At 52.1% G+C, this 22,736-nt stretch carries 14 protein-coding genes; 10 read left to right on the plus strand and 4 right to left on the minus strand.

What is annotated here, in order from left to right; translation table 11 throughout:
• Nucleotides 1-168: 168 nt before the first annotated feature.
• From C8E01_RS17915 to C8E01_RS17950, 8 genes are all read left to right on the plus strand, one after another.
• On the plus strand, nt 169-1,710 hold the full coding sequence (locus C8E01_RS17915; RefSeq protein WP_116544841.1) for a glycoside hydrolase family 10 protein: 1,542 nt from the start codon (nt 169-171) through the stop codon (nt 1,708-1,710).
• A gap of 49 nt (nt 1,711-1,759) precedes the next feature.
• On the plus strand, nt 1,760-3,619 hold the full coding sequence (locus C8E01_RS17920) for a glycoside hydrolase family 9 protein (RefSeq protein WP_116544842.1): 1,860 nt from the start codon (nt 1,760-1,762) through the stop codon (nt 3,617-3,619).
• 2 nt (nt 3,620-3,621) lie between these two features.
• Nucleotides 3,622-4,329 carry a polysaccharide deacetylase family protein gene (locus tag C8E01_RS21980; protein WP_116544843.1) on the plus strand — a complete coding sequence of 236 codons (708 nt, stop codon included), beginning with the start codon at nt 3,622-3,624 and terminating at the stop codon, nt 4,327-4,329.
• Nucleotides 4,330-4,366: 37 nt separating this feature from the next.
• On the plus strand, nt 4,367-4,984 hold the full coding sequence (locus C8E01_RS17930) for a peptidoglycan recognition protein family protein (RefSeq protein ID WP_116544844.1): 618 nt from the start codon (nt 4,367-4,369) through the stop codon (nt 4,982-4,984).
• 297 nt (nt 4,985-5,281) lie between these two features.
• Nucleotides 5,282-7,144 (plus strand): outer membrane protein assembly factor BamB family protein, encoded by a 1,863-nt coding sequence (locus tag C8E01_RS17935; RefSeq protein WP_116544845.1) that lies wholly within the window; start codon nt 5,282-5,284, stop codon nt 7,142-7,144.
• A gap of 54 nt (nt 7,145-7,198) precedes the next feature.
• Nucleotides 7,199-8,011 carry an N-acetylmuramic acid 6-phosphate etherase gene (gene murQ / locus C8E01_RS17940; protein WP_116544846.1) on the plus strand — a complete coding sequence of 271 codons (813 nt, stop codon included), beginning with the start codon at nt 7,199-7,201 and terminating at the stop codon, nt 8,009-8,011.
• Nucleotides 8,012-9,008: 997 nt separating this feature from the next.
• On the plus strand, nt 9,009-10,535 hold the full coding sequence (locus C8E01_RS17945; RefSeq protein ID WP_116544847.1) for a sodium:solute symporter: 1,527 nt from the start codon (nt 9,009-9,011) through the stop codon (nt 10,533-10,535).
• Between the two features lie 13 nt (nt 10,536-10,548).
• Nucleotides 10,549-13,374, plus strand: a complete 2,826-nt coding sequence (locus C8E01_RS17950) for an FAD-binding and (Fe-S)-binding domain-containing protein (protein ID WP_116544848.1) — start codon at nt 10,549-10,551, stop codon at nt 13,372-13,374.
• Nucleotides 13,375-13,491: 117 nt separating this feature from the next.
• Here the strand turns inward: C8E01_RS17950 and C8E01_RS17955 are convergent, their stop codons facing one another.
• The 4 genes from C8E01_RS17955 to C8E01_RS17970 form a co-directional block, all read right to left on the minus strand.
• Nucleotides 13,492-13,905: a hypothetical protein gene (locus C8E01_RS17955; RefSeq protein WP_116544849.1), complete on the minus strand. Its 414-nt coding sequence runs from the start codon at nt 13,903-13,905 to the stop codon at nt 13,492-13,494.
• Nucleotides 13,906-13,931: 26 nt separating this feature from the next.
• Complete coding sequence (locus C8E01_RS17960) at nt 13,932-14,675, minus strand: DeoR/GlpR family DNA-binding transcription regulator (protein WP_116544850.1); 744 nt, start codon at nt 14,673-14,675, stop codon at nt 13,932-13,934.
• A gap of 668 nt (nt 14,676-15,343) precedes the next feature.
• On the minus strand, nt 15,344-16,519 hold the full coding sequence (locus C8E01_RS22225; RefSeq protein ID WP_243409676.1) for an acyltransferase family protein: 1,176 nt from the start codon (nt 16,517-16,519) through the stop codon (nt 15,344-15,346).
• A gap of 88 nt (nt 16,520-16,607) precedes the next feature.
• Nucleotides 16,608-19,655 carry a glycoside hydrolase family 3 N-terminal domain-containing protein gene (locus C8E01_RS17970; RefSeq protein WP_116544851.1) on the minus strand — a complete coding sequence of 1,016 codons (3,048 nt, stop codon included), beginning with the start codon at nt 19,653-19,655 and terminating at the stop codon, nt 16,608-16,610.
• 742 nt (nt 19,656-20,397) lie between these two features.
• On the opposite strand from C8E01_RS17970, the gene C8E01_RS17975 reads away from it, so the two are divergent.
• Nucleotides 20,398-21,312 (plus strand): N-acetylmuramoyl-L-alanine amidase, encoded by a 915-nt coding sequence (locus C8E01_RS17975; RefSeq protein ID WP_116544852.1) that lies wholly within the window; start codon nt 20,398-20,400, stop codon nt 21,310-21,312.
• Nucleotides 21,313-21,342: 30 nt separating this feature from the next.
• Nucleotides 21,343-22,692 (plus strand): D-alanyl-D-alanine carboxypeptidase/D-alanyl-D-alanine-endopeptidase, encoded by a 1,350-nt coding sequence (locus C8E01_RS17980; RefSeq protein WP_116544853.1) that lies wholly within the window; start codon nt 21,343-21,345, stop codon nt 22,690-22,692.
• Nucleotides 22,693-22,736 lie beyond the last annotated feature (44 nt).

Raw genomic sequence — 22,736 nt, forward strand, 5'->3', positions numbered from 1 at the left:
TTTTCCGCCTTGCTTTTAATTAAATGCAGGTTGGCACAAGGCCGTCTTGCATAGCAGCATAAATAGTGATAGATTAGCTTACGAATAGTTTTATACCATGAAAGAGCCCCTCCTTTACTAAACCTATCGGAGGGCTTTTTTTTAGCCACCTCTTACCCAACCGGAACAATGATTAGAAACTTTACACTTTTAGCCACCCTGCTGCTCAGCTCGATCAGCCTTTTTGCCCAGGTATCAAAGCAACCCCCCAAACGGGAGTTCAGAGGTGTCTGGATCGCGACAGTACAGAACATTGACTGGCCCTCCAAGCCCAAGCAGGGCGTAGACTCCCAGCAGCAGATGCAGGAGCTGATAGACATCTTCGACGCCCATCAGAAAACAGGTATAAACGCCATCATGCTGCAGGTGCGCCCCTCGGCCGACGCATTTTACGCCAAAGGCCGTGAGCAGTGGAGCATGTTCCTGACTGGCAAGCAGGGCACGCTGCCCGAGCCATTTTACGATCCGCTGGAGTTTGCCATTGAAGAGGCTCACAAGCGCGGGATGGAGCTGCACGCCTGGATCAACCCTTATCGTGCCTCGACCAGTTTGGTGGACTCTCTGGTGAGCACCGAGCACATCTCCCGCATTCAGCCGGACTGGTTCTTTACCTACGGCGATAAGAAATATTTTAACCCCGGTCTGCCCGAAGTGCGCCACTACCTCGTGGACGTGATCATGGACGTGGTGCGCAACTACGACATCGACGGCATTCACTTCGACGACTACTTCTACCCATACCCAGGCAAAGCCGCCTTGCCCGACTCGATCACCTACATGCTGCACAAGCAAGGTATAGCGAACGTAGAAGACTGGCGACGCAACAACGTGGATCAGCTGATCAAAGACCTGTCAGTAGAAATAAAGAAAGAAAAGGAGCACGTAAAGTTCGGTATTAGCCCCTTCGGCATCTGGCGCAACAAGGCCCAGGACCCGATGGGCTCTGAGAGCAATGGCCTGTCAGGGTATAGCGCCCTGTATGCCGATGCCCGCAAGTGGGTGCAGGAAGGCTGGATCGACTACATCAATCCGCAGCTTTACTTTCCCTTCGGCTATACCCCGGCTCCTTATGAGAAACTGCTGGACTGGTGGGCGGCCAATGCCAATGGCAAGCACGTATACGTAGGCCAGGGCGCCTACCGTGCCATGGAAGACCGCGAAGGCTGGCGCGACAGACAGCAGCTGCCAAACCAGGTACGCTACCTGCGCGACAATCCGCGGGTACAGGGCAGTGTGTACTTCAGTTCCCGATCGCTCACCAACAACCTGGCTGGCTTCCGCGACTCGCTGCAGCACGACCTGTACCGCTACCCGGCCCTACAACCCGTTATGCCCTGGTTAGGTATAGACAAGCCTGCCCAGCCAGATGCGCTGCGCGAAGACAAGTTCCTGCTCGTTTTCCCGCGCCTGCGCAAAGCCGTTATCAGATGGGATTATCCGGACCAGGAGGAGGATGTTTATGGTTTTGTGGTGTACCGCTTCGACGAGAACGAGCCGATTAACCTGGAACACGCCCGCAACATCCGCCATATTCAGTTCAACGATTACGAGCTGGGCTTCTATGATGAGACAGCCGAACGCGGAAAGACCTACAAATATGTGGTAACAAGCATCGACCGGCTTAAGAATGAGAGTGCTCCTTCTAATATATACCTGAAGAAGCTGCGTTAGAAAAAGGCAGGCACTGTATAACCAGAAACGTCCGGAAAAACTGTAAGACATGAACAGAAAGAAGACAGTAGTGGCACTGGTACTAGCGGCCCTTGTGGCCGCGGCCAATGCTATTGCTTTTTCCAACAAGGCTATCCCTGATTTTGAGAAAGAGTCAGGTATAGCCGCCAATGGTCCGGCCTGGATCCGCATCAACCAACTGGGCTATACCCCGACAGGTATAAAGGTAGCGGTATGGGGGAGCAAGTCGAAGGGGAAGCTGAAACGTTTCCAATTGGTTGACGCAACCACCAACAAAGTGGTCTTCAAAGGCAAGGCTGGCGAGGCGTTTGGCGCTTACGGTCCCTTCGAGGAATCTTTCCGCCTTAACTTCACGGAATTCACCAAGCCGGGTAGGTACTACCTGCAGGCCGGAGAAGCAAAGTCGCCGGAGTTCCTAATCGATGCGGACGTGTACAAAGGTACCGCTGACTTTGCATTGCGCTACATGCGCCAGCAGCGCAGCGGCTTCAATCCCTACCTGAAAGACTCCTGCCACACGCACGACGGCTATACCATGTACGGCCCGATGCCCGACAGCACCATCATCGACGTGTCTGGTGGCTGGCACGATGCCTCCGATTACCTGCAATATGCCACTACTTCGGCCAATGCCACATACCACCTGCTGGCTGCCTACCGCGACTTCCCGGGTGTTTTCACAGACAAGCACCAGGCCAACGGACTCGAAGGCACCAACGGCGTGGCGGACGTACTCGACGAAGCGAAATGGGGGCTGGACTGGCTCCTGAAAATGCACCCACGCGAAGATTGGTTGTTCAACCAATTGGCTGACGACCGCGACCACCAGGGCATGCGCCTTCCAACGAATGACCCTGTCGACTATGGCATGGGCAAAGGCGGGCCACGGCCCGTGTACTTCGCCTCTGGGGAGCCGCAGGGTCTTGGTAAGTACCAGAACAGAGCGACCGGAGTGGCTTCTATCGCCGGTAAGTTCACCAGTGCCTTCGGACTGGCGGCACAGGTATACAGCGGGCAGGAGAAAGAACTGGCCAGCCTATTCAGTACCAAGGCACTTTCGGCTTACAAACTGGGCCTTGCCAAGCCAGGCGTTGCACAGACTGCCCCCAACAGAGCTCCTTATTTTTATGAGGAAGACAACTGGGTGGACGACATGCAACTGGGTGCGGCGGCGCTTTACCAACTGACCGGCAAGCAGGAATTTTTTAAGCAAGCCTACAACTACGGTCTTCAGGAAAAGGTGACGCCATGGATGGGTGCCGATACGGCCCGTCACTACCAGTGGTACCCGTTTCACAACTTTGGGCACTTTGAGCTGGCCAAGAAGTCTGATGACAAGACGAAGGAAGAGCTGGTTGGTTTTTACAAAGAAGGTATAGAGCGCGTGTATGCAAAAGCTAAAAAGAACGCCTTTTACCGGGGGGTGCCATTCATCTGGTGCTCCAACAACCTGACCACTTCATTTGCGATCCAGAGCTTTCTGTACCGCCAACTATCCGGCGACCAGACTTACGCAGAGCTGGAGCAGGCCAATTTCGACTGGCTGTTTGGCGTAAACCCTTGGGGAACGAGCATGGTATACGGCCTGCCAGCCCACGGCGACACGCCTACTGATCCGCACTCTGCTTTCACCCGACTGAACAAGTACCCGATTGACGGCGGGTTGGTGGACGGGCCGGTGTACGGCAGCATCTTCAACAACCTGCAGCATCTGAAGCTATACAGCGAGGATGCCTACGCCGAGTTCCAGTCTAAGCTGGCCGTATACCACGACGACTTCGGAGACTACAGCACCAATGAGCCGACGATGGACGGTACCGCTTCGCTGATCTACCTGCTGGCCTCCAAAGAGTATAGCTCACAGGAGGGGAGGCCGGTAAAAAAGTAACAATAGATCGCCATGGGGCGATCATCCGGGGCGATACGACTTCCCGGCAAATCGCACTGATTTTTACCGGCGATGAGTTTGCAGACGGAGGGGAGGTCATCAGCAAAGTGCTGAAGAAGCACCAGGCCAAAGCCTCCTTCTTCCTCACAGGCCGCTTTTACCGGAATCCGGCTTTCAAGGGCTTGATCCGAGGGCTTAAAAAAGACGGACATTACCTGGGAGCGCACTCCGACGAGCACCTGCTGTACTGTGACTGGACAAAACGCGATAGTCTGCTGGTGACGCAGGAGCAGTTCAGGGAGGACCTGCGTCGGAATTACCAGCAAATGGAAGCCTTTGGGATAAAGGAATCAGACGCGCCTTACTTTCTGCCGCCATACGAATGGTACAACCGCAGCATCGCCAATTGGACAACCGAGGAGGGGCTGCAGCTGGTAAACTTTACGCCAGGCACCCGCTCTGCCGCCGACTATACCTACCCCGAAATGGGCAACCGGTATGTGAGTTCGGAAACGGTGCTGCAGTCCATCATAGGGTATGAGGCCAGGGACAGAAACGGGTTGAATGGTTTTATGCTGTTTCTGCACATCGGCACGGACCCCAGGCGGGAAGACAAGTTTTACAACCGTCTGGATGAAATGATGACCCTGCTGGAGCAGAAAGGCTACCAGTTTGTGAGGCTGGATGATCTTTTGGAGCAAAAACAATAGAGCTGCGCAATACCTGCGACTTTAAAGAAATGACTGAATGAAAAAGATACTGATATTGGTGTGTGCCCTTGCCGGGTTGATGAGTTGCCAGAAACCAGCGGCCACTTCCGATACATCGCTTATACCGGAAGGTATAACGTTTCTGTCACGGGAGGAGTGGGGAGCTAAGGACCCTGTGCTGCCGATGCGGGCCCATAAACTGACGAGGCTGACTATCCACCATACCGGTGTGCCGCAGCTGTTTGACCGTAGCCTGACTGACAAGCTCCGCAACCTGCAAAAGTTCTCACAGGAAGATAGCCCTCTGGCGGATGGCCGCATGAAACCGGCTTGGGCCGACGTGCCTTATCACCTGTATGTTGATGTTAATGGAGCAGTGGGTGAGGCGCGGGACCTAAACTACGCTGGTGACTCCAACACTAGTTACGATCCGGCGGGTCATCTGCTGGTGGTGGTAGAGGGTAACTTTGAAAAGGAGGCAATTACCGAGGCGCAGATGAAGACGCTAGAAAAACTGGTGCCTGCTCTGGCCAGGCGCTTTGGTATACCGGCTGACAGCCTGGGAACACACAAGGATTTTGCCCAAACCACCTGTCCGGGTTCCAGGTTGTACTCCGAACTGCCACGCTTTAGGCAACTGATTAAGGGTAATTAACTGCCAGGTGCAGCCGCGTTGTGCGGGTTTATGCAGGTATAACTGCTGTCAATTAAATTTTAAAATCCTTGTTTTTGCGTGTTCTTGCCGGTTTATGAAAAAAACATGCTTAAAAATTTGGACTACTCGAATACGGTCACTATTTTTAACTTAAATAAAGGGACAGTATTCGTTTTGCTCATGCGCTTTTGTGCGGTTTTCTGCGCTAGTTCTCCAAACAAAAGTCGCGTGAGCAGGATGGATACATTTTTAGTTTAGCCTCACCGGGTCCTTTTGTTTTACCAATGCCTTGAATCAATGACAATACAAAGGTATGTAGCGTTCATCGCTCTATTGCTGGTTTCCAGCCTTTGCCAGGCACAATCATTTCAGTTCGCCTTTGTATCCGATACCCACATCGGCAATCCCACCGCACAGGAAGACCTCGAGCGCACCATCGCCGACATCAATGCCAATCCAAACCTTGAATTTGTGGTCATTACCGGTGACATTACCGAGTTTGGTTCTGATGAAGAGCTCAAACTGGCCAGGCAGATCTTCGATACAATCAGGAAGCCCTGGTACATCGTGCCCGGCAACCACGACACCAACTGGTCGGAGAGCGGCAGCAACAGCTTTCGGGTAGTTTTCGGGGCGGAGACGTTCGCTTTTACACACAAAGGCTACCTCTTTGCCGGTACCGGCTCGGGGCCGAACATGCGCATGGGGCCGGGGCAGATACCGCGCGAGAACATCGTGTGGCTTGACTCTGTGCTGAACCACATGCCGGATTCTGAGATGCCGATTGTTTTCCTGAACCACTACCCGCAGGACTCATCACTCAACAACTGGTATGACGTTACCGACCGGCTGCGCGCCCGCAACACCCAACTCATTCTGCACGGCCACGGCCATGGCAACCGCAAGTTTAGCTACGATGGTATACCTGCCGTGATGGGCCGCTCTAACCTGCGCGCCAAAGATCCGGTAGGCGGCTACAACATTGTCACTATTGCCGATGGGAAAGCCAGTTTTGAGACCCGCAAGCCTGGTATAGAAACATTGCCGCAATGGCTGGAAGTGCCGCTGGTGAAGCATGATTTCGCCAATGACCCGACCAGGCACCACCGACCGTCTTTCGCTGTAAACGGGCTATACCCTGACGTAAAGCTGGTTTGGGAGTACCAGGACGATAGCGACGTGGGCGCTGGAACAGCGGTGTATAAGAACCTGGTGATTGCGACCAACACTACAGGTCAGGTATACGCCCTGGATAGCAAAACCGGAAAGCGCAAGTGGACTTACCGTACCAACGGCAAAATCTACTCCACGCCGGCTGTAGCCAAAGGCTATGTAGTAGTGGGGTCTTCTGATAACAACATCTTTTGCCTCTCTGCGGCCACAGGTAGGCTGGTTTGGAAATTCACTGCCAACAGACCGGTACTGGGCTCGCCCCTCATAGAGAAAGGAGTGGTCTACATTGGGGCTTCTGACGGCCACTTCCGGGCGCTTGATCTGAAAACAGGCAAATTGCGTTGGGATTTCGATCAGGTAAACAATTTTGTCGTAACAAAGCCCTTGCTTTACCAGGGCAAGGTATACTTCGGCAGCTGGGGCAACGAATTCTATGCGCTCGATGCGAAAACTGGTCAGCTGGCCTGGAAGTGGAGCAACGGCTCCAGCAACCGCATGTTCTCACCGGCCGCCTGCTACCCGGTAGCCGCCAATGGCCGTATTTTCATAGTAGCCCCCGACCGCTTTATGACTTCACTTAATGCGAACACAGGTGAAGTAGTGTGGCGGGAGCAGATGAAGGAAGGCCGCGTGCGGGAGTCAATGGGTATTTCGGATGATGGGCAGCTGGTCTATGTGAAAACGATGGACGGACAGGTATACGGCGTTTCCACTTCAGCCAATGCCCTACAGGTAGATTGGAAATCGGCGTTGCAGCTGCCTTACGAGCTGGCCCCTTCGGCTATTATCGAACACAACAATGTCGTGCTGGTGCCCTCGCACTCCGGCCTGGTCAGCGCGCTTGACCGCCAGAATGGAGAAGTGCTTTGGAAATACAAGAGTTCAAACAGTCTCATGAACCCGGTGATGCCACTTGGCAAAAACAGAGTGGTCGTGAGCACAATGGATGGGAAGATCGCCTGCCTGGAGTACGAGCCTGCCAAATAAGGTATAGCCGCACAGGTACAACGATCGATTTAGAAGGATTTATACTTACACAAAATGGAAATTACAACCGAGAAAGACTCGAACTATAGCGACCTGGAAAAGATGTCGGTGAGGGAAGTGCTGGAGAACATCAACCGGGAAGACAAAAGCGTACCCCTTGCCGTTGAAAAGGCAATTCCACAAATAGAGAAACTGGCTGAGGTAGTGGCGGATCGCATGAAAAAAGGTGGCCGCTTGTTCTACATCGGCGCCGGCACCAGCGGCCGTTTGGGCGTGGTGGATGCTTCGGAGTGCCCGCCAACATTCGGTGTGCCATTTGATATGGTGGTAGGTCTGATTGCCGGTGGTGACACAGCCATCCGCAAAGCCGTTGAGTTTGCCGAAGACGATATGGAGCAGGCTTGGGAAGACTTAAAGGAGTATGGTCTTGACGAGCATGACGTGATCGTAGGTATAGCCGCCTCTGGTACCACGCCTTACGTGATCGGTGGTCTGCGTATGGCCAACGAATATGGTCTGGCAACCGGCTGTATCGTGTGCAACACCGGCAGCCCGGTAGCTGCAGAGGCTCAGTACCCGGTTGAGGTGGTAGCAGGTCCTGAGTTCGTGACCGGCAGCACCCGCATGAAAGCCGGCACTGCCCAGAAATTGGTGTTAAACATGCTCAGCACAACCGTTATGATCCAGTTGGGCCGCGTGCGTGGCAACAAGATGGTGGATATGCAGCTGACCAATCACAAGCTTTACCACCGCGGCGTGCGCATGGTGATGTCGGAGACCGGTGCTGATGAAGCAACCGCATCTGCTCTGCTGGAGAAGCATGGAAGTGTGCGGAAGGCTGTAGCGAGTGTGTTTGTGTCGAAGTAGGGCTTCTGCCTTCTTGCTTTAAAGCTTCTGGAAGGCACTGCCCTCGCTCGCGTCCTGCGAGTGTGAGATGTACAGCGGACTCTGGCCGCTTGAGCAGAAGTTTTTGCTAGTATAGCGGCGGCTGTTGCAGGTATAGCAAGCAGAGTTATCTTATAGCTTCGCCTGTGCGGCGGGCACCTTCTTTTTGTCTTGACACAAAAAGAAGGCAAAAAAGTCAAGATGCTCCAAATCGAGGGCCCCTACCCCCACTCGCTGACCGCTCAAACAGTGGAGCGTCGTTTTGTGCACCTGGCACGGTGATCTGTTGCATAGTCCAGGGGGCAAGTTAGTCTTTCGATGTCTGTCAGCGGAACTTGCGAGTAAAGTAACTTACTACGCTTATACCTAACAAATGGCAGCTAAAGGTTTCCCACCTTGGATAAGTCGAAGATCCTGAACTTGTTTCGGGAGAGGGGTTAGAAGTTGTTGGACCCGTTTTAGCAATGGAACCGCTGCAGCGACAAGGCTTATACCTGTGAGTTGGTAATGGCCAAAATTCCCCTCTTGGGAGGGGCAGGGGTGGGTTATAGCAACTACTTAACCTCCGGGGGGAGGGCCCCTCTAATTCAACCAAGATCCTTTCAGGATGACAAAAAAAAGATTGAAACAATCCTTCTCTAGAGAAGGGGGCAGGGTTGGGTATCACCAGGATTGGTATTTGATGTCAAAAACTACAGAGCGGAATCTACTAACTGGCAATTGCAAACTCCATGCCTGCAGGTAGGGATAGTTGGATCAGGCATCTGCGAAAATCCTGTAAATCCCTGAATCCTGAAAATCCTTGGGGTAGGGCCCTATATGGAGATTCAAACATGCTGGGGCAAGGTTTTAACAGAGCTGATCCTGTAACATTACCGCCATTTCGGCAAAACTTAGTAACTTACAATCATGTGCGGAAGCGCTTGGTATAGGCAGAGGTGCCGACGGCCATCTTTCGCGAATGAACAATTAACGTATTATGTCGCCAATTATCCTTCTATCTTTCCTGATCGGCTATTTCGCGGTGCTGATAGGTATATCCTATTTTACCTCGAAAGGCGCTTCAGATAACTCCAGTTTCTTTATCGCCAACCGCAATTCGAAGTGGTACTTCGTGGCCTTTGGTATGATCGGTACTGCCTTGTCAGGCGTGACCTTCATCTCGGTGCCGGGGGCGGTGATCAACAGTAGTTTCGGCTATTTCCAGTTTGTGCTCGGCAACACGGTCGGTTTTGTCCTGATCGCCTTTGTGCTCCTGCCACTCTACTACCGCATGAACCTGATCTCCATCTATACCTATCTGGAGAAGCGATTCGGCTATTGGAGCTACAAATCAGGGGCGATGATTTTTTTGGTGTCGCGCACCATTGGTTCGGCTTTCAGACTATACCTGGTGGCCATCGTGCTGCAGCGCTTCATCTTCGATGCATGGAACGTGCCATTCGTGGCAACGGTAGCGATTTGCCTTATTCTGATCTGGCTCTATACCCACAAAGGCGGTCTCAAGACGATTGTAATTACTGATACGCTGCAGACCGTGTTCATCATTGGTTCTGTTATCTTCTCCATCATCTTCATCGCCAATAGCCTCGACCTGAACGTGGTGCAAACCTTTGAGGCGGTGAAGAACAGCTCTTACTCCAAGATGTTCTTCTGGGAAGATTTTCTGGGAACAAAGAGCCACTTCCTGAAGCATTTCATCGGCGGTATTTTCGTGACCATCGCCATGACGGGCCTGGACCAGGACCTGATGCAGAAGAATCTGAGCTGCAAAAACATCGGCGAGGCGCAGAAGAACATGCTCACCTTCACGGGCGTTTTCGTGTCGATCAACATTTTCTTTCTGAGTGTAGGCGCTTTGCTCTACATGTATGCCGAAGCCAATGGCATTGACGTGACGGCCTTGGCAACTCCTGACCACCTGTTCCCGGAAATTGCCCTGAACCACATGGCCATGATTCCGGCCATCATCTTTATGCTGGGCCTGACCGCCGCTACTTTTGCCACGACTGACTCAGCGCTGACAGCACTTACCACTTCTTTCTGCGTGGATTTCCTGAACTTCACCAAAAAGGCCAATCATGACGATATCAAGCTAATCCGCACCCGCCATTTAGTGCACGTCGGGTTTTCGGTGGTGATGTTGCTGGTGATCCTGGTGTTCAGGCTTATTAACGACGATTCTGTGGTGAACGCCATCTTTAAAGCGGCCGGCTATACCTATGGTCCGCTGCTGGGCTTGTTTGCATTCGGTATGGCCAACAAGCGTGCCGTGGCCGACAAACTGGTGCCTTACATCTGCATCCTTTCACCGATCCTGACTTATGTGCTGGACAGCAACTCTGTTGATTGGACAGGTTATGCTATGGGTTTTGAGCTGATTGTGGTCAATGCCGCCATTACCTTTATCCTGTTGTTGGTGACCAGCAAGCCAGGGGGCGGTATGATGATGGATGCCCTGGAAGAGGCCGAAAGAGGTCCCAAAGTGAAACAGACAACTTACTAAGAACTTACCTCCTATGGATATAGCATTGCTTTTGGAGAGCATTTTGCCAAAAGCGCGCATACGGGCACGCCTGATCGATGTCGTGTCCTACGCTTCTGACGCGGGCTTTTACTACTTGAGGCCGAAGGCCGTGGTGCAGCCGGTGTCAGTAGAGGAGATCAAACAGCTTTTCGCCTTTTCACATCAGCATAAGGCACCGCTTACATTCCGTACGGCCGGTACCAGCCTTTCCGGGCAGTCGATTACAGACGGCATACTGGTTGATTTGAGCCAGTTCTGGAACAGGGTGCAGGTAGAACAGGAGGGGGCACAGGTACGGGTACAGCCCGGCGTGATCGGTGCCATTGTGAACGCGCACCTGCGTCCGTACAAGCGCAAAATCGGTCCGGACCCGGCCAGTATCAATTCGGCTATGATGGGCGGTATCCTTTCTAACAACGCCAGTGGCATGTGCTGCGGCGTGAGCAAGAACTCCTACCATACCACCCGGTACATCAGCTTCGTGCTGCCAAATGGACAGTGCTATACTACCGAAAAGCAAATTGACTACCTGCGCTTCAGCGAGGAGTGCCCGGAGCTATACCTGACGCTGCAGCAGATCAAGCAACAGATTCGCAACAATCCGGAACTGCACTACCTGATCCGGCACAAGTATAAGACCAAGAACACGGTTGGTTACTCTGTCAACGCCTTCATCGATTTTGAGCACCCACTCGATATCATGGCACACTTGCTCATTGGGGCAGAAGGTACCCTGGGCTTCATTGCCGAGGCGGTGCTTCAAACCGTACCCGATTATCCGGCCAAATCGACGGCTTTACTTTACTTCCCCGACATTTACGCTGCCTGCCAGGCCATCGTGCCACTGACAGAGGCGGGTGCTGAAGCCGTGGAGTTGATGGACAGGGCTTCGTTGCGCTCCATCGAGCACATGGCAGGTGTACCGGCTGTGATTAAAACCTTGCCAGAAACAGCAGCGGCTCTGTTGGTCGAGTTTCAAGCGGACACACACGAAGAGGTACAGGCGAAGATTCTGAAATTCATGGCGCTGGCACCCGAACTGGCCTTGCTGGAGCAACCTGTCTTCACAACCGACCCTATCGAACAGGGACTGCTATGGAAGGTGCGCAAAGGTATGTTCCCGGCCGTGGGCGCCGTGCGTGCCAGTGGCAGTACCGTATTGCTTGAAGATATTGCCGTACCGGTTGCTCAACTTGGCGACGCTATCCTAGATTTGCAGGAGCTCTTCCGAAAGCATGGGTATAGCAACGCCATCATTTTTGGGCACGCCAAAGACGGCAACATCCATTTTGTGGTGACGCAAGCCTTTGACTCGCCGGAAGAAGTGACCCGCTACGACCGTTTCTTGAAAGAAGTGGTGAAGCTGGTGGTGAAAAAATACGAGGGTGCCCTGAAAGCCGAGCACGGCACGGGTCGCAACATGGCGCCGTTTGTAGAGACCGAATGGGGGCCGGAGATATACCGCATCATGAAAGCGTTGAAACAGGTAGTAGATCCGGAGAACCTGCTTAACCCTGGCGTGATCATCAACCACGACCAAAACGCCCACATCCAACACCTGAAGGAACTGCCGAAGGTGGAGGAGGAAGTGGACCGCTGCATGGAGTGTGGTTTCTGCGAGCACAAATGCCCAAGCCGCAACCTGACGCTCACGCCACGCCAGCGCATTGTGGTGCGCCGCGAACTGCTGAACCTGCAACGTAAAGGCAAGAAGAAAGAGCATAAAGAGCTCCTGAACCAATACCAGTACGACGGGCTGGACACCTGCGCCGTAGATGGCCTCTGCGCCACCGCCTGTCCGGTAGACATCAACACCGGTGACCTGGTGAAGCGCCTGCGCCGCGAGAACCACAGCGAGCTGGCAAACCAGGTGGCGCTGATGGTGGCCAAGAATTTCAAACCTGTGTCGTCAGTTGTTAAGTTTGGGTTGCAGGCAGGAGCGGGTGTGAATAAACTCCTGGGTGCCAACACACTCTCTAGGCTGACAGAAGAAGTGAAGGACATGATCCCATCATTCCCGCTTTGGACAAAGCAACTGGCCCCGGCGCCAGGTATAGCCAAATCTATGGCTAACGCGACAGCACCTGTAGCAGAGGCTGCTGTTGTTTACTTCCCGACGTGTATTTCCCGTACCATGGGCGCTGCAGAGTCAGACAAGAAAAACATCATCGATACCTTCAAAAGTGTGTCGGATAAAGTAGGGCTGAAATTTACTATACCAGAGAATGTGCAAGAGGCCTGCTGCGGACAGATATTTTCTTCCAAAGGGTATAGCCAGGCATTCGCTTACACTGCCAATGAAACGATAGAGAAAGTATGGCAGTGGACGGACAAAGGCCGTTTGCCGCTGGTGCTCGATATCACCTCCTGCACCCATACCTTGCAGAACTGCCGTCCGGTGCTCACTGCCGAGAACAAGCAGAAGTTCGACTCTATCAAGATCATCGACAGCATCGACTACATCGCCGACTTCATCCTTCCCCAAGCCACTGTTCAGCGCAAGAAAGCAAACATAGTGCTGCACCCTGTTTGCTCTTTGCAGAAAATGGGGCTGGAAGGGCGCTTTGTAAGTATAGCCAGACAGCTGGCTGAGGAAGTAACTGTACCGATGCACGCGGGTTGCTGCGGCATGGCCGGCGACCGTGGTTTCATAGTGCCAGAGCTCACCGCATCCGCCACTGCACCGGAGGCAGCCGAGGTAAAACAGCGGGAGTATGACGGGTATTACTCTTCAGCCAAAACCTGCGAAATGGCAATGACAGAAGCGGTTGGCCGCAACTACGAGTCGATTGTCTATCTGCTGGATGAGTGTTTGTAATTATGAAGCAAGTCCAGAAAACACTAGCGCCCGCTTCAGTTAGGAGCAGGCGTTGGTGTTTTTATTTTTCTATGGTCTTAGCTGTGAGCAGAAGCTGCTGAGGTATACTATTAGTAGTTATTGTTTCTTACTGTACATTTCTGTTACGGTAATCAATTCATCGGGCTCCGCGTCTTCAAAATCCCAACCGTATTCACGTTCTGTCAAGGTAATCTGCAAGGTCATGGAGTCACCTGAATAATCTACAACTTGGTAGCTCATCGGTTGAACTGATATGTCTGCATTTGGAGAAAGCGCAAGGTTCTTCCCATTCAAAGACCATTTGCCAATTACATAATTCCTTTGAAATACATTATCCCTTTTCAAAAGTAACCAGGTCGAGTTACTAATATCTTCCTGTAATTTTCCTTTCACATAAATACTTTTCGACTGCCAGTCACCGGTCAATTCAATTGGGTTGGCAGAGTCATCTTCACAAGAGGTGAAGAACAGCACGCTACTCATCAAGATGGCCAATCGGATAGTCTTCATGATCTTAAAATTAAGGTTATATACACTTAAACCGCTTCCACCACCGCGGCATACTCCATCAAGCTTGCATCTTCCGGCTTCAAATCCGTTATCAGGTAATGGATTGAGTTGAGGTCGCATACCTTCATGTTCTGGTCGGATCCGAGTTTTTCGGCGATGCTCATAATGGCGGTTTTCTTGGCAGAGCGGATCATGGCCTTCTTCACCTGCACCACTTCCCAGTCAGAGTCGGTGAGGCCGTCTTCTACAGAGAGGGAGTTAGTGCCGAGGATACACAGGTCCACCTTAATCTCGGAAAGTTGGTTGACCACCTGCGCGCCAATCATAATGTGGGAGTTCTTGGAGAGTTGACCGCCCAGCAAGATTACGTTGATATTGGGACGCTCGGCCAGTTCCAGCGCTACCAGCGGACTTACGGTGAAAAAGGTGCAGCGCAGGGTGTCAGGTATCATGCGGGCCACCTCGATCATGGTCGTACCACCGCCTACCAGTACACTCATACCATCCTGCAGCAAGTCGATCACCTTGCGGGCAATTTCTTTTTTTGACTCTTTGGCGTAGACCTCCGACTGACTGAAAGGATAGTGGAAAGATTTTGACAAGGCGCCACCGTGTACCTTCAGGATCTGACCACTTTCGGCCAACTCGTTCAGGTCTCTTCTAACGGTGTCTTCCGATACATTGAGCTTCAAGCTCAAATCCGATGAAAGCACCTTATTGTGCAGATTTATCTGCTTGATAATAAAAGCCTGCCGTTCCTCCTTTAACATCCTGGTCGTGTTTAATCTTTGAAAACCAAATATAGATTTTTTTCTGAAAATATGTAGGATGTTATATACACTGATTTTTGGTAAAGGATTTATAGAGATGCGTCACCGGTATCACCCTTTTTTCGAAGATATTTCCTCCAAAACAGGAGTTTTACACCATTAACCTACTCCTGTCCTCTCAAGAGAGGATCTTCCAGTAGAAAGTCTCCCTTTTAAAGGTTTGGGCTGTTTAATTATTAATACTAACCTCTTGAGGAAATTATAGGAGTGTCAATATCGGAAAAGAGATGCTAACTGTTAACTTCCGTGCAATTCTTCAACAAATGTAAACCCCCTCTCGCTCCCCTCAAGGGGAGAATTCGTCTGAATGGAACAGCCCCCCTTTGAAAGCAGGGCCATTTCATTTGTCATCCTGAAAGGATCTTGTGGGCTAGTCGCGAGAGCTTAACCTCCCTTTTCACAAGCTTCTTTACAGAATGACAGTGGTTGCGATGCATACTTCCTCAAAATGAAACGGCCCTGCCTTTGAAGGGGGCAAGGGATAACTACTCTGTGCGGACCTTTCTTCTCTCTAGGGATAGAGACCCTCGAAAAAGCTGGCAAACTATAGTAAACAAAAAAGCCTGCCCCAGCTAAGGAACAGGCTTTCATAGGTATAAATCTTCAACTTATACCTTCACATAAATCTTTTTCTTATCCATCCAGAAGCCGATCACCCACATCACCAGCATATAGGCCAGGGCGAAAAGGAGAGAGGCCGTCTTCCCTTCTGACCAACTCAGGAAGAGGTGGGTATAGAGCCACTTCTGCAGACTCATGTCGTCTATGCGGATGAAGTTGAGGAGCTTGATGACCAGTGTGGCGAAGGCAAAAATGAATAGCGGATTCTTGCCGAATGCCTCGAAAAAATAAGACCACTTCACAAAGCCCAGCACTTCGATGACGAGCATCAGACCGGCGATCAGCATCACGCTCAGACCCACGGAGTGCAGCACGTAAGAGCTCGTCCAGATCGGCTTGTTGATCGGGAAGTAGATATCCCAAACTAAGGCGGTTGCTACTAGCGCAGCACCTGCCAGTAGAAGCTTAAAGACGGTGCTCAGGCTGTTGCCGCTTTTCTGGATGAACAGGCCAGCAAAGTATCCGGCTATTACATTCACGGCGGAAGGCAGCGTGCTCAGCAATCCTTCCGGGTCGAAAGGTATGCCGAAGCCTTTGTAAAGGTTGGTTTCAGGTATGATCAGGTCGTCGAACTTGCGGGCGGCATTGCCGGCAAGGCTATACGGATCAGCGGAATCGCCGAAGAAGTACATCATAGCCCAGTAGCCCAACAGCACCACCACACTGAAAATAGCGGCTCCTTTAAACTTAAGATAATGCACTGCTAGCGAGGCGATGAAATAGCATAGTGCTATCCGCTGCAGCACCCCCATAATGCGAACAGCCGTGAAATCCTTCAGCACAATAGCCCCTTCCGGATTGCGCATTACAAAAGGGAAGAGGTTGAGGAACAGGCCAATTAGGAAAATAAGGACTGTGCGTTTGAACACTTTGCGCAGGAATACGCTGTCAGGCTGAGTTTCGAACTTGCGCATGCTGAAGCTCATGGCATTGCCGACCACGAACAGGAAAGAGGGGAAAACCAGGTCTGTGACCGTAAAGCCGTGCCAGGCGGCATGCTTGAAAGGCGCATAAATGCTCCCCCAGCTTCCGGGATTGTTTACTACGATCATCAGGGCGATGGTGAGACCGCGGAGCACGTCAAGAGAAAGGTAACGCTCATACGTTTGAGGTCTGAGTAAACCAGCGCCTGTCAGGGGAGGGGCTGTGGAGAGTTTAGTCATGGGGATAAGGCGGTTTAAGTATAGCGTGTTTCGGGAGTTTAAAAAAAATAGGCGCCCTGCCAAAAGCAAGGCGCCTATACCTTCATCTTTATTTCGCAGATGCCTCTGTAGGCTGTTTTTCCTTGCTCTTGCCCATGGCGTCGTATACCACTTGCAACACGCCGGTGCGGGTGTTGAGCTTGCTCAGCTTGTTGTTTTCGCGGGTCGGGTTCACGCGGTTGCTCAGGAATACATACACCAGGTTGTTCACCGGATCGATCCAGGTATAAGTGCCCGTGAAGCCGGAGTGACCGAAACTCTCTACCGGAGCACTTGGGGCTGCATTGCTGTTCGGAGCACCCGGTTTGGCCGGACGGTCGAAGCCGAGGGCGCGGTAGTTGCCCTGCTCGCAGAACTGGCACTTGCTGTATTCTTTCACCACGTTCTCTGCGATATAGCGCTTGTTGGCATACATTCCATCGTTCAGGTATAGGTGCATCAGCTTAGCCACATCGTTGGAGTTGCCGAACAGACCAGCATGACCGCTTACACCGCCCAGCATGGCAGCGCCCTCGTCATGCACCGTGCTGTGGAGGAGCTGCTTACGGAAATGCGGTTCAAACTCGGTTGGCACCACGCGGGAAGCCGGGTAATGCTTGTATGGATTGAACGTCAAAGTCGTCGCGCCGATAGGCTGGTAGATGGAGTGCTGCAGGTAGGTCTCAAAGCCTACGCCTGTGATGCTCTCCACTACTTTCGGGGCCAGGATGAACGACAGGTCGCTGTATACGTAGCCTGGCTTCTCGTTCAGTGGCGACTCCATGATCTCCTTGTAGATCTTGTCGGCATACTTGCGGTGGATGTACAGACTGTCGGCTACCTTGATCGGGAAACGAGCCGAAGAATCCGCCTTAAACGTACGCCACTTGAAGTTGCCGTTCTTCTTCACGGTCTCTTTCCAGAATGGAATCCAGGATTTCAAACGGGCCTGGTGCGTGAGGATGTCGCGGTAGTTTAGGTCAGCTTTGTTCGTGCCGGCTGCCATTGGGAGGTAAGTGCCCAGGGTCTGGTTTTCGTCGAAGCGGCCTTCACCTTTCAGGCGCATCAGCGCAGCCATGGAGGTGCTGATTTTGGTCACAGAAGCCAGGTCGTAGAGGTCGTCTACGCGCACGGGCTGTTCCTTGTCGTAGGTATGGTGACCGAAGGCTTTGTGATAGATCACTTTGCCATCTTTGGCTACAAGCACCTGCGCACCCGGAGCGGCTTCTTCACGTATCGCCTGGTGTACGAGTGAATCTATACCTGCCAGGTCCTGCGATTTGATGCCGACTGCTTCCGGCATGGAGTAGGCCATGCGCCAGCCGCCGCGGGTCAGCAAACCGTCATCAATCTTAAAGGAGTTACTCACCGTTACCGGTAGTTTGCCCGTAGCGCCTATACCTCCGAAAATCATTTGCGAAACAAGGTCCTGTGTAACTGCATTCTCCTGGTAGGCGGCTATCACGGCGTCAGCTTTGTCGAGGCTCTCCATTTCGGCGAGGCTATAGACGTTGCCGAACACGCTCACGATGGTTTTCTTGTTGCGGATAAGCTCTTTCAGAAACAGGTTCATCTCAGCAGTGATACCGAAATTACTACTTCCTGCCTTGAGCTGCAGCGCGTGCACGCCGGCAATGATCAGGTTGTAGTCCTTTAGCTTCTCTTTCATGGCTAACAGCTCTTCTATTGAATTGGTTGGCTGCAGGAAGAAAGTGTCTACCTGGGTATAGCGGGCCAGGTCGCGCTGGAAAGCGGTTTCTTTTTTCGTGCCAATCGCCAGAGCCGCTACCTTCAACGTGTCGAGCGTCTGGATCGGCAGGATGTGATTTTTGTTGCGCAACAGCGTGAGCGAAGCCTCAGTCAGCTGGCGGTTCAGGTACTGCGCATGCGGATTGTTGAGGTCGGCGATCAGGTTCTTCGTCTCAATCGGCTCCCACTTGTCGAGGCCCACCCATTGCTTGGCAGCCAATACTTTACGAACACGAAAGTCGATCTCAGCCTGTGTGATCTCCTTGTTGGCAATGGCTTTCTTTACTTCTTCGATGGTCGTTTTCACATCCATCGTGTTCAGCATCACATCGTTACCGGCTACCAGTGCTTTTACGTCCACAACACCAGGCGGGTAAAACTTGGCCACGCCCTGCATGTTGAGGGCATCGGTAAACACAAGCCCTTTGTAGTTGAGCTCGTTTTTGAGCAAATCTGTTACGATTGGCTTCGAAAGGGTAGAGGCCAGGTTTGGCGTGTTATCGAGTACCGGGATGTTCATGTGTGCCACCATCACGCTGCCCAATCCTTTGTCCATCAGGGCGCGGAACGGGTGCAGCTCAGTGGAGTCGAGGCGGATGCGTGAGAAGTTGATCAGTGGCAGACCGTAGTGGGAGTCCACGTTGGTGTCGCCGTGGCCCGGGAAATGCTTGGCGCTGGCCAGCACGCGGTTGTCCTGCATGCCCTTCATGTAAGCCAGTGATTTACTAGCCACATTATACTTGTCTTCGCCGAAAGAGCGGAAGCCGATCACCGGGTTGTTGGCGTTGTTGTTGATGTCCACGGTAGGAGCGAAGTTCACATGCACCCCCAGGCGCTGGCATTGGCGTGCAATCTCGGCACCCATCTCGTAGATGAGGCGCTCGTTGTCGATGCCGCCCAGGGCCATCTGGTACGGGAAACGAACCGTGCTGTCGAGGCGCATGGCCAGACCCCACTCACCGTCAATCGAGATCATCAGCGGCACTTTGCTTTCCTGCTGGTAGCGGTTGGTCATTTTAGCCTGACGCACCGGACCACCTTGGAAGAAAATCATCCCACCCACTTTATAGGTCTTCACGATGTTGCTGATCGAGTCGATGTGCGCCTGGTTTTTGTTGGAGTAGACCGGGATCGAGATCAGCTGCGCAATGCGCTCTTCCGGCGTCAGGGTCTTCATCACAGAGTCGACCCAGCGGCTGTTGATGTACTGCAGGAAATCAGCGTCGCGGCCCGGCATATAGCTGGTAGCTGTCGCTTTCTTGGCAGTAGCCTTGCCTGGTTTTGCTTTGTTAGACTGGCCTTGCAGGTTGTTTGTGCCGAAAATCAGCAGCAAAACAAAGGCCATCGAGAAGTAATAGGATGGTTTCAAGGTGATATAGGTTTATTTACTATCAGATACACTGCAATTTAACAGTTTTCAGGTATAAGTATTTTTATTTGCGGTAATTTTTTAAATTCCTGCAAATAAAAGCAATATTAGTGGCGTGGAGTAAGTAAGTAATCAGTATCAAATATACGATGTTGCGGTGGGTATACCTAGTAGCGTGGTGGTTGGTAGTTGATTAGAGCGCACCTGTGCCTTAAAAAGTGAGATTGGGATCGATTGTCATCCCCCTGCACCCTTCGAAGGGGGACTTTTCGGTTTGCGGCAGTTCCAAGCTATAGGTGTTGTAGGTTCCGCAGTTCATTTGCTATACCGGGTCCAACCACCCCTAACCCCTCCTTATCCAAGGCGGGGAATCTGGAATTGCCATTTCAAGGTAAAAGCTTTGTGGCACATGACACACACCACTGGCAGGTATAGCTAGACTAACTTGTATCTCGGCTATGAAAAAGACACATTAACCCGGTGAACTCTTGACGATTTTGTGTCTGAGCGGTCAGCGAGTTTAAAATCTTCTTGACTTTTTTGCCTACTTTTTTCATCAAGGAAAAAAGTAGGTGCCCGCCGCACAGGCGAAGCTATACAACAACACAGGTTGCCTTAGCTGAAAAGTAGCAACGCTAGTTAAAAAATGGCATTATGCACAGTCAACATCTGCACCAAGGCTAACCCTGCGACAGGTATAGCCAAATTGATTTAATATATTTACTTAACAAGTAAACAAAGAATGAAACGTATTTTTACTCAAGCACTTACGCTGTTACTAGGTTGCGGTCTGCTGGCAAGCTGCGCTACTAACCCTTATGCTGCTACCAACAAGTCTTATAAAAAACAAGCCAAAGCCTACGCCAAATCGCTGCGCGCTATACCTGCGGCCCCAACCGGCGAGTATACCTACCCGCAAGGCGATTATTGGGTGGGTACTACCAATTTTAACCTCCGTAAGCCCAACTTTGTCATTATTCACCACACGGCGCAGAACTCCACAGAGCAGACCCTGAAGACCTTCACCATGCCTAAAACCAGTGTGAGTTCACACTATGTGATAGGGCGCGACGGTAAGGTATACCAGATGTTACACGACCACATGCGCGCCTGGCACGGCGGCAATAGCAGGTGGGGCAGCAATACAGACCTTAATTCCAGCTCCATCGGTATAGAACTCGATAACAATGGCTCAGAGCTCTTCCCGGAGGAGATGATTACCAGCCTAATTGCCGTATTGGGCAAGCTCAAAAAAGAGCACGGTATACCTGCCGAGAACTTCATTGGCCACGCAGACATCGCACCGGCACGTAAAGTAGACCCGAGCCCGCTGTTCCCATGGAAGAAGCTGGCAGATAACGGTTTTGGGCTATGGTTCGACGAGGATGTGCTGGATAAAGAACTAGTGCTGCGCGAAGTTCCTGTAGGCGCTGAGGGCGACCCAACACCACTGCTGGTGATGGAGACAGTGCCAAAGTATACGCTTCCCGAGCACTTCAATCCACTAGATGCCCTTCGCATCATCGGTTATGATGTGCGCAATCCGGAGGCTGCCGTGCGTGCTTTCAAGATCCACTTCATCCAGAATGATGTAAACAGCCCGCTGACTGAAGACGAGAAGCTGATACTTTATAACCTGTATCAGAAGTATTTGTAAATTGGGATACTAAACTGACTCTCCTTTAATATGACCAAACCTCTGCTCACCCGCTATACCTTAAAACTTATACCCTGCCTCAGCTTGTTTTTCCTGCTCGGCTGTAGCGCTGCCAAACCCGTAGCGGAAGCGCCTGCGCCCTATGGACCGGCGGAGATTCAGCGGCAGGTAATGGAGGTAGCGGCATTGCAGCAAAGTTTTGTGGGCTTTGTGCTGTATGACCCGGAGCTGGGCAAGGCGGTGGTGGAGCATAATGCCGATAAGTACTTTGTGCCGGCTTCCAACACCAAGCTGTTCACGTTTTATGCGGCTTCCAAAATGCTGGGCGATTCTATACCTGCGCTCAAGTACATGGCCAAAGGCGACTCGCTGATCTTCTGGGGCACCGGGGACCCGACCTTCACGCACATGGACCTGCAGAACAGCATCGCCTACGATTTCCTGAAGAACCGCAAAGAGAAACTCTACTACATCGAGGCGCCCATGACCAGCACGCCATTCGCCACCAACTGGGGCTGGGACGATTACAACTACTATTACCAGCCGGAGCGCAGTCCTTTCCCGATCCATGGCAACATCGTAAAATTCAAGAAAGACAGCACCACGGCCTATACCACCACACCGGTTTTCTTCAAAAAGCACGTGAAACCGGACACTACCAAAAACGCGCACCGCGACACTTTCCGCAGAGCATGGCGCGCGAACGACATTGCATACAACCCGAAACGAGCAGCCATCGCCTTCTCGCAGGAAGTGCCTTTTATCACCTCGCCGGAACTCACCGTGCAACTCCTGGCCGACACCCTGAAGCGCCCCGTGAAGCTGGTGAAGCGCCCTATACCTGCCGGTGGCCAGATTCTTTACGGTCTGCCTGCCGATTCCGTGTTCAAGCGCATGCTGCAGGTGAGCGACAACCTGATGGCTGAGCAATTGATGATGCTGAGCTCCGGCACTTTCTCTGATACGCTGTCGGTGGAGCGTGCCATCAAGTACGCCGTGCAGAATTACTTATCTGACCTGCCGGACGCGCCGGTATGGATCGATGGCTCTGGCCTCTCTTCCATGAACATGTTCACGCCGCGCAGCATTATCGCGCTGCTGCAGAAAATGCATGCCGAGCGCCCAAGAGAAAAGCTGCTGCCCATGCTGGCGGTTGGAGGCAGGCCAGGCACATTCCGGAACATCTACAAAGCGGATGTACCCTATGTGTTCGGTAAGTCGGGTACGCTGGCGCACGTACACAACCAAAGTGGGTATATCATCACGAAGAGTGGGAAACTCTTGATGTACAGCTTTATGAACAACAACTTTAAAACATCTTCGTCTGAGATAAGAAGCGCCATGGAGCGCATTATGACGGAGGTGCACGAGAAGTACTGATGAACACCCCCCTGCCCCTCTCAAGAGAGGAATATCGCCTGTGT

The sequence above is a fragment of the Pontibacter virosus genome (assembly GCF_003096355.1).
Taxonomy (GTDB): Bacteria; Bacteroidota; Bacteroidia; order Cytophagales; family Hymenobacteraceae; genus Pontibacter; species Pontibacter virosus.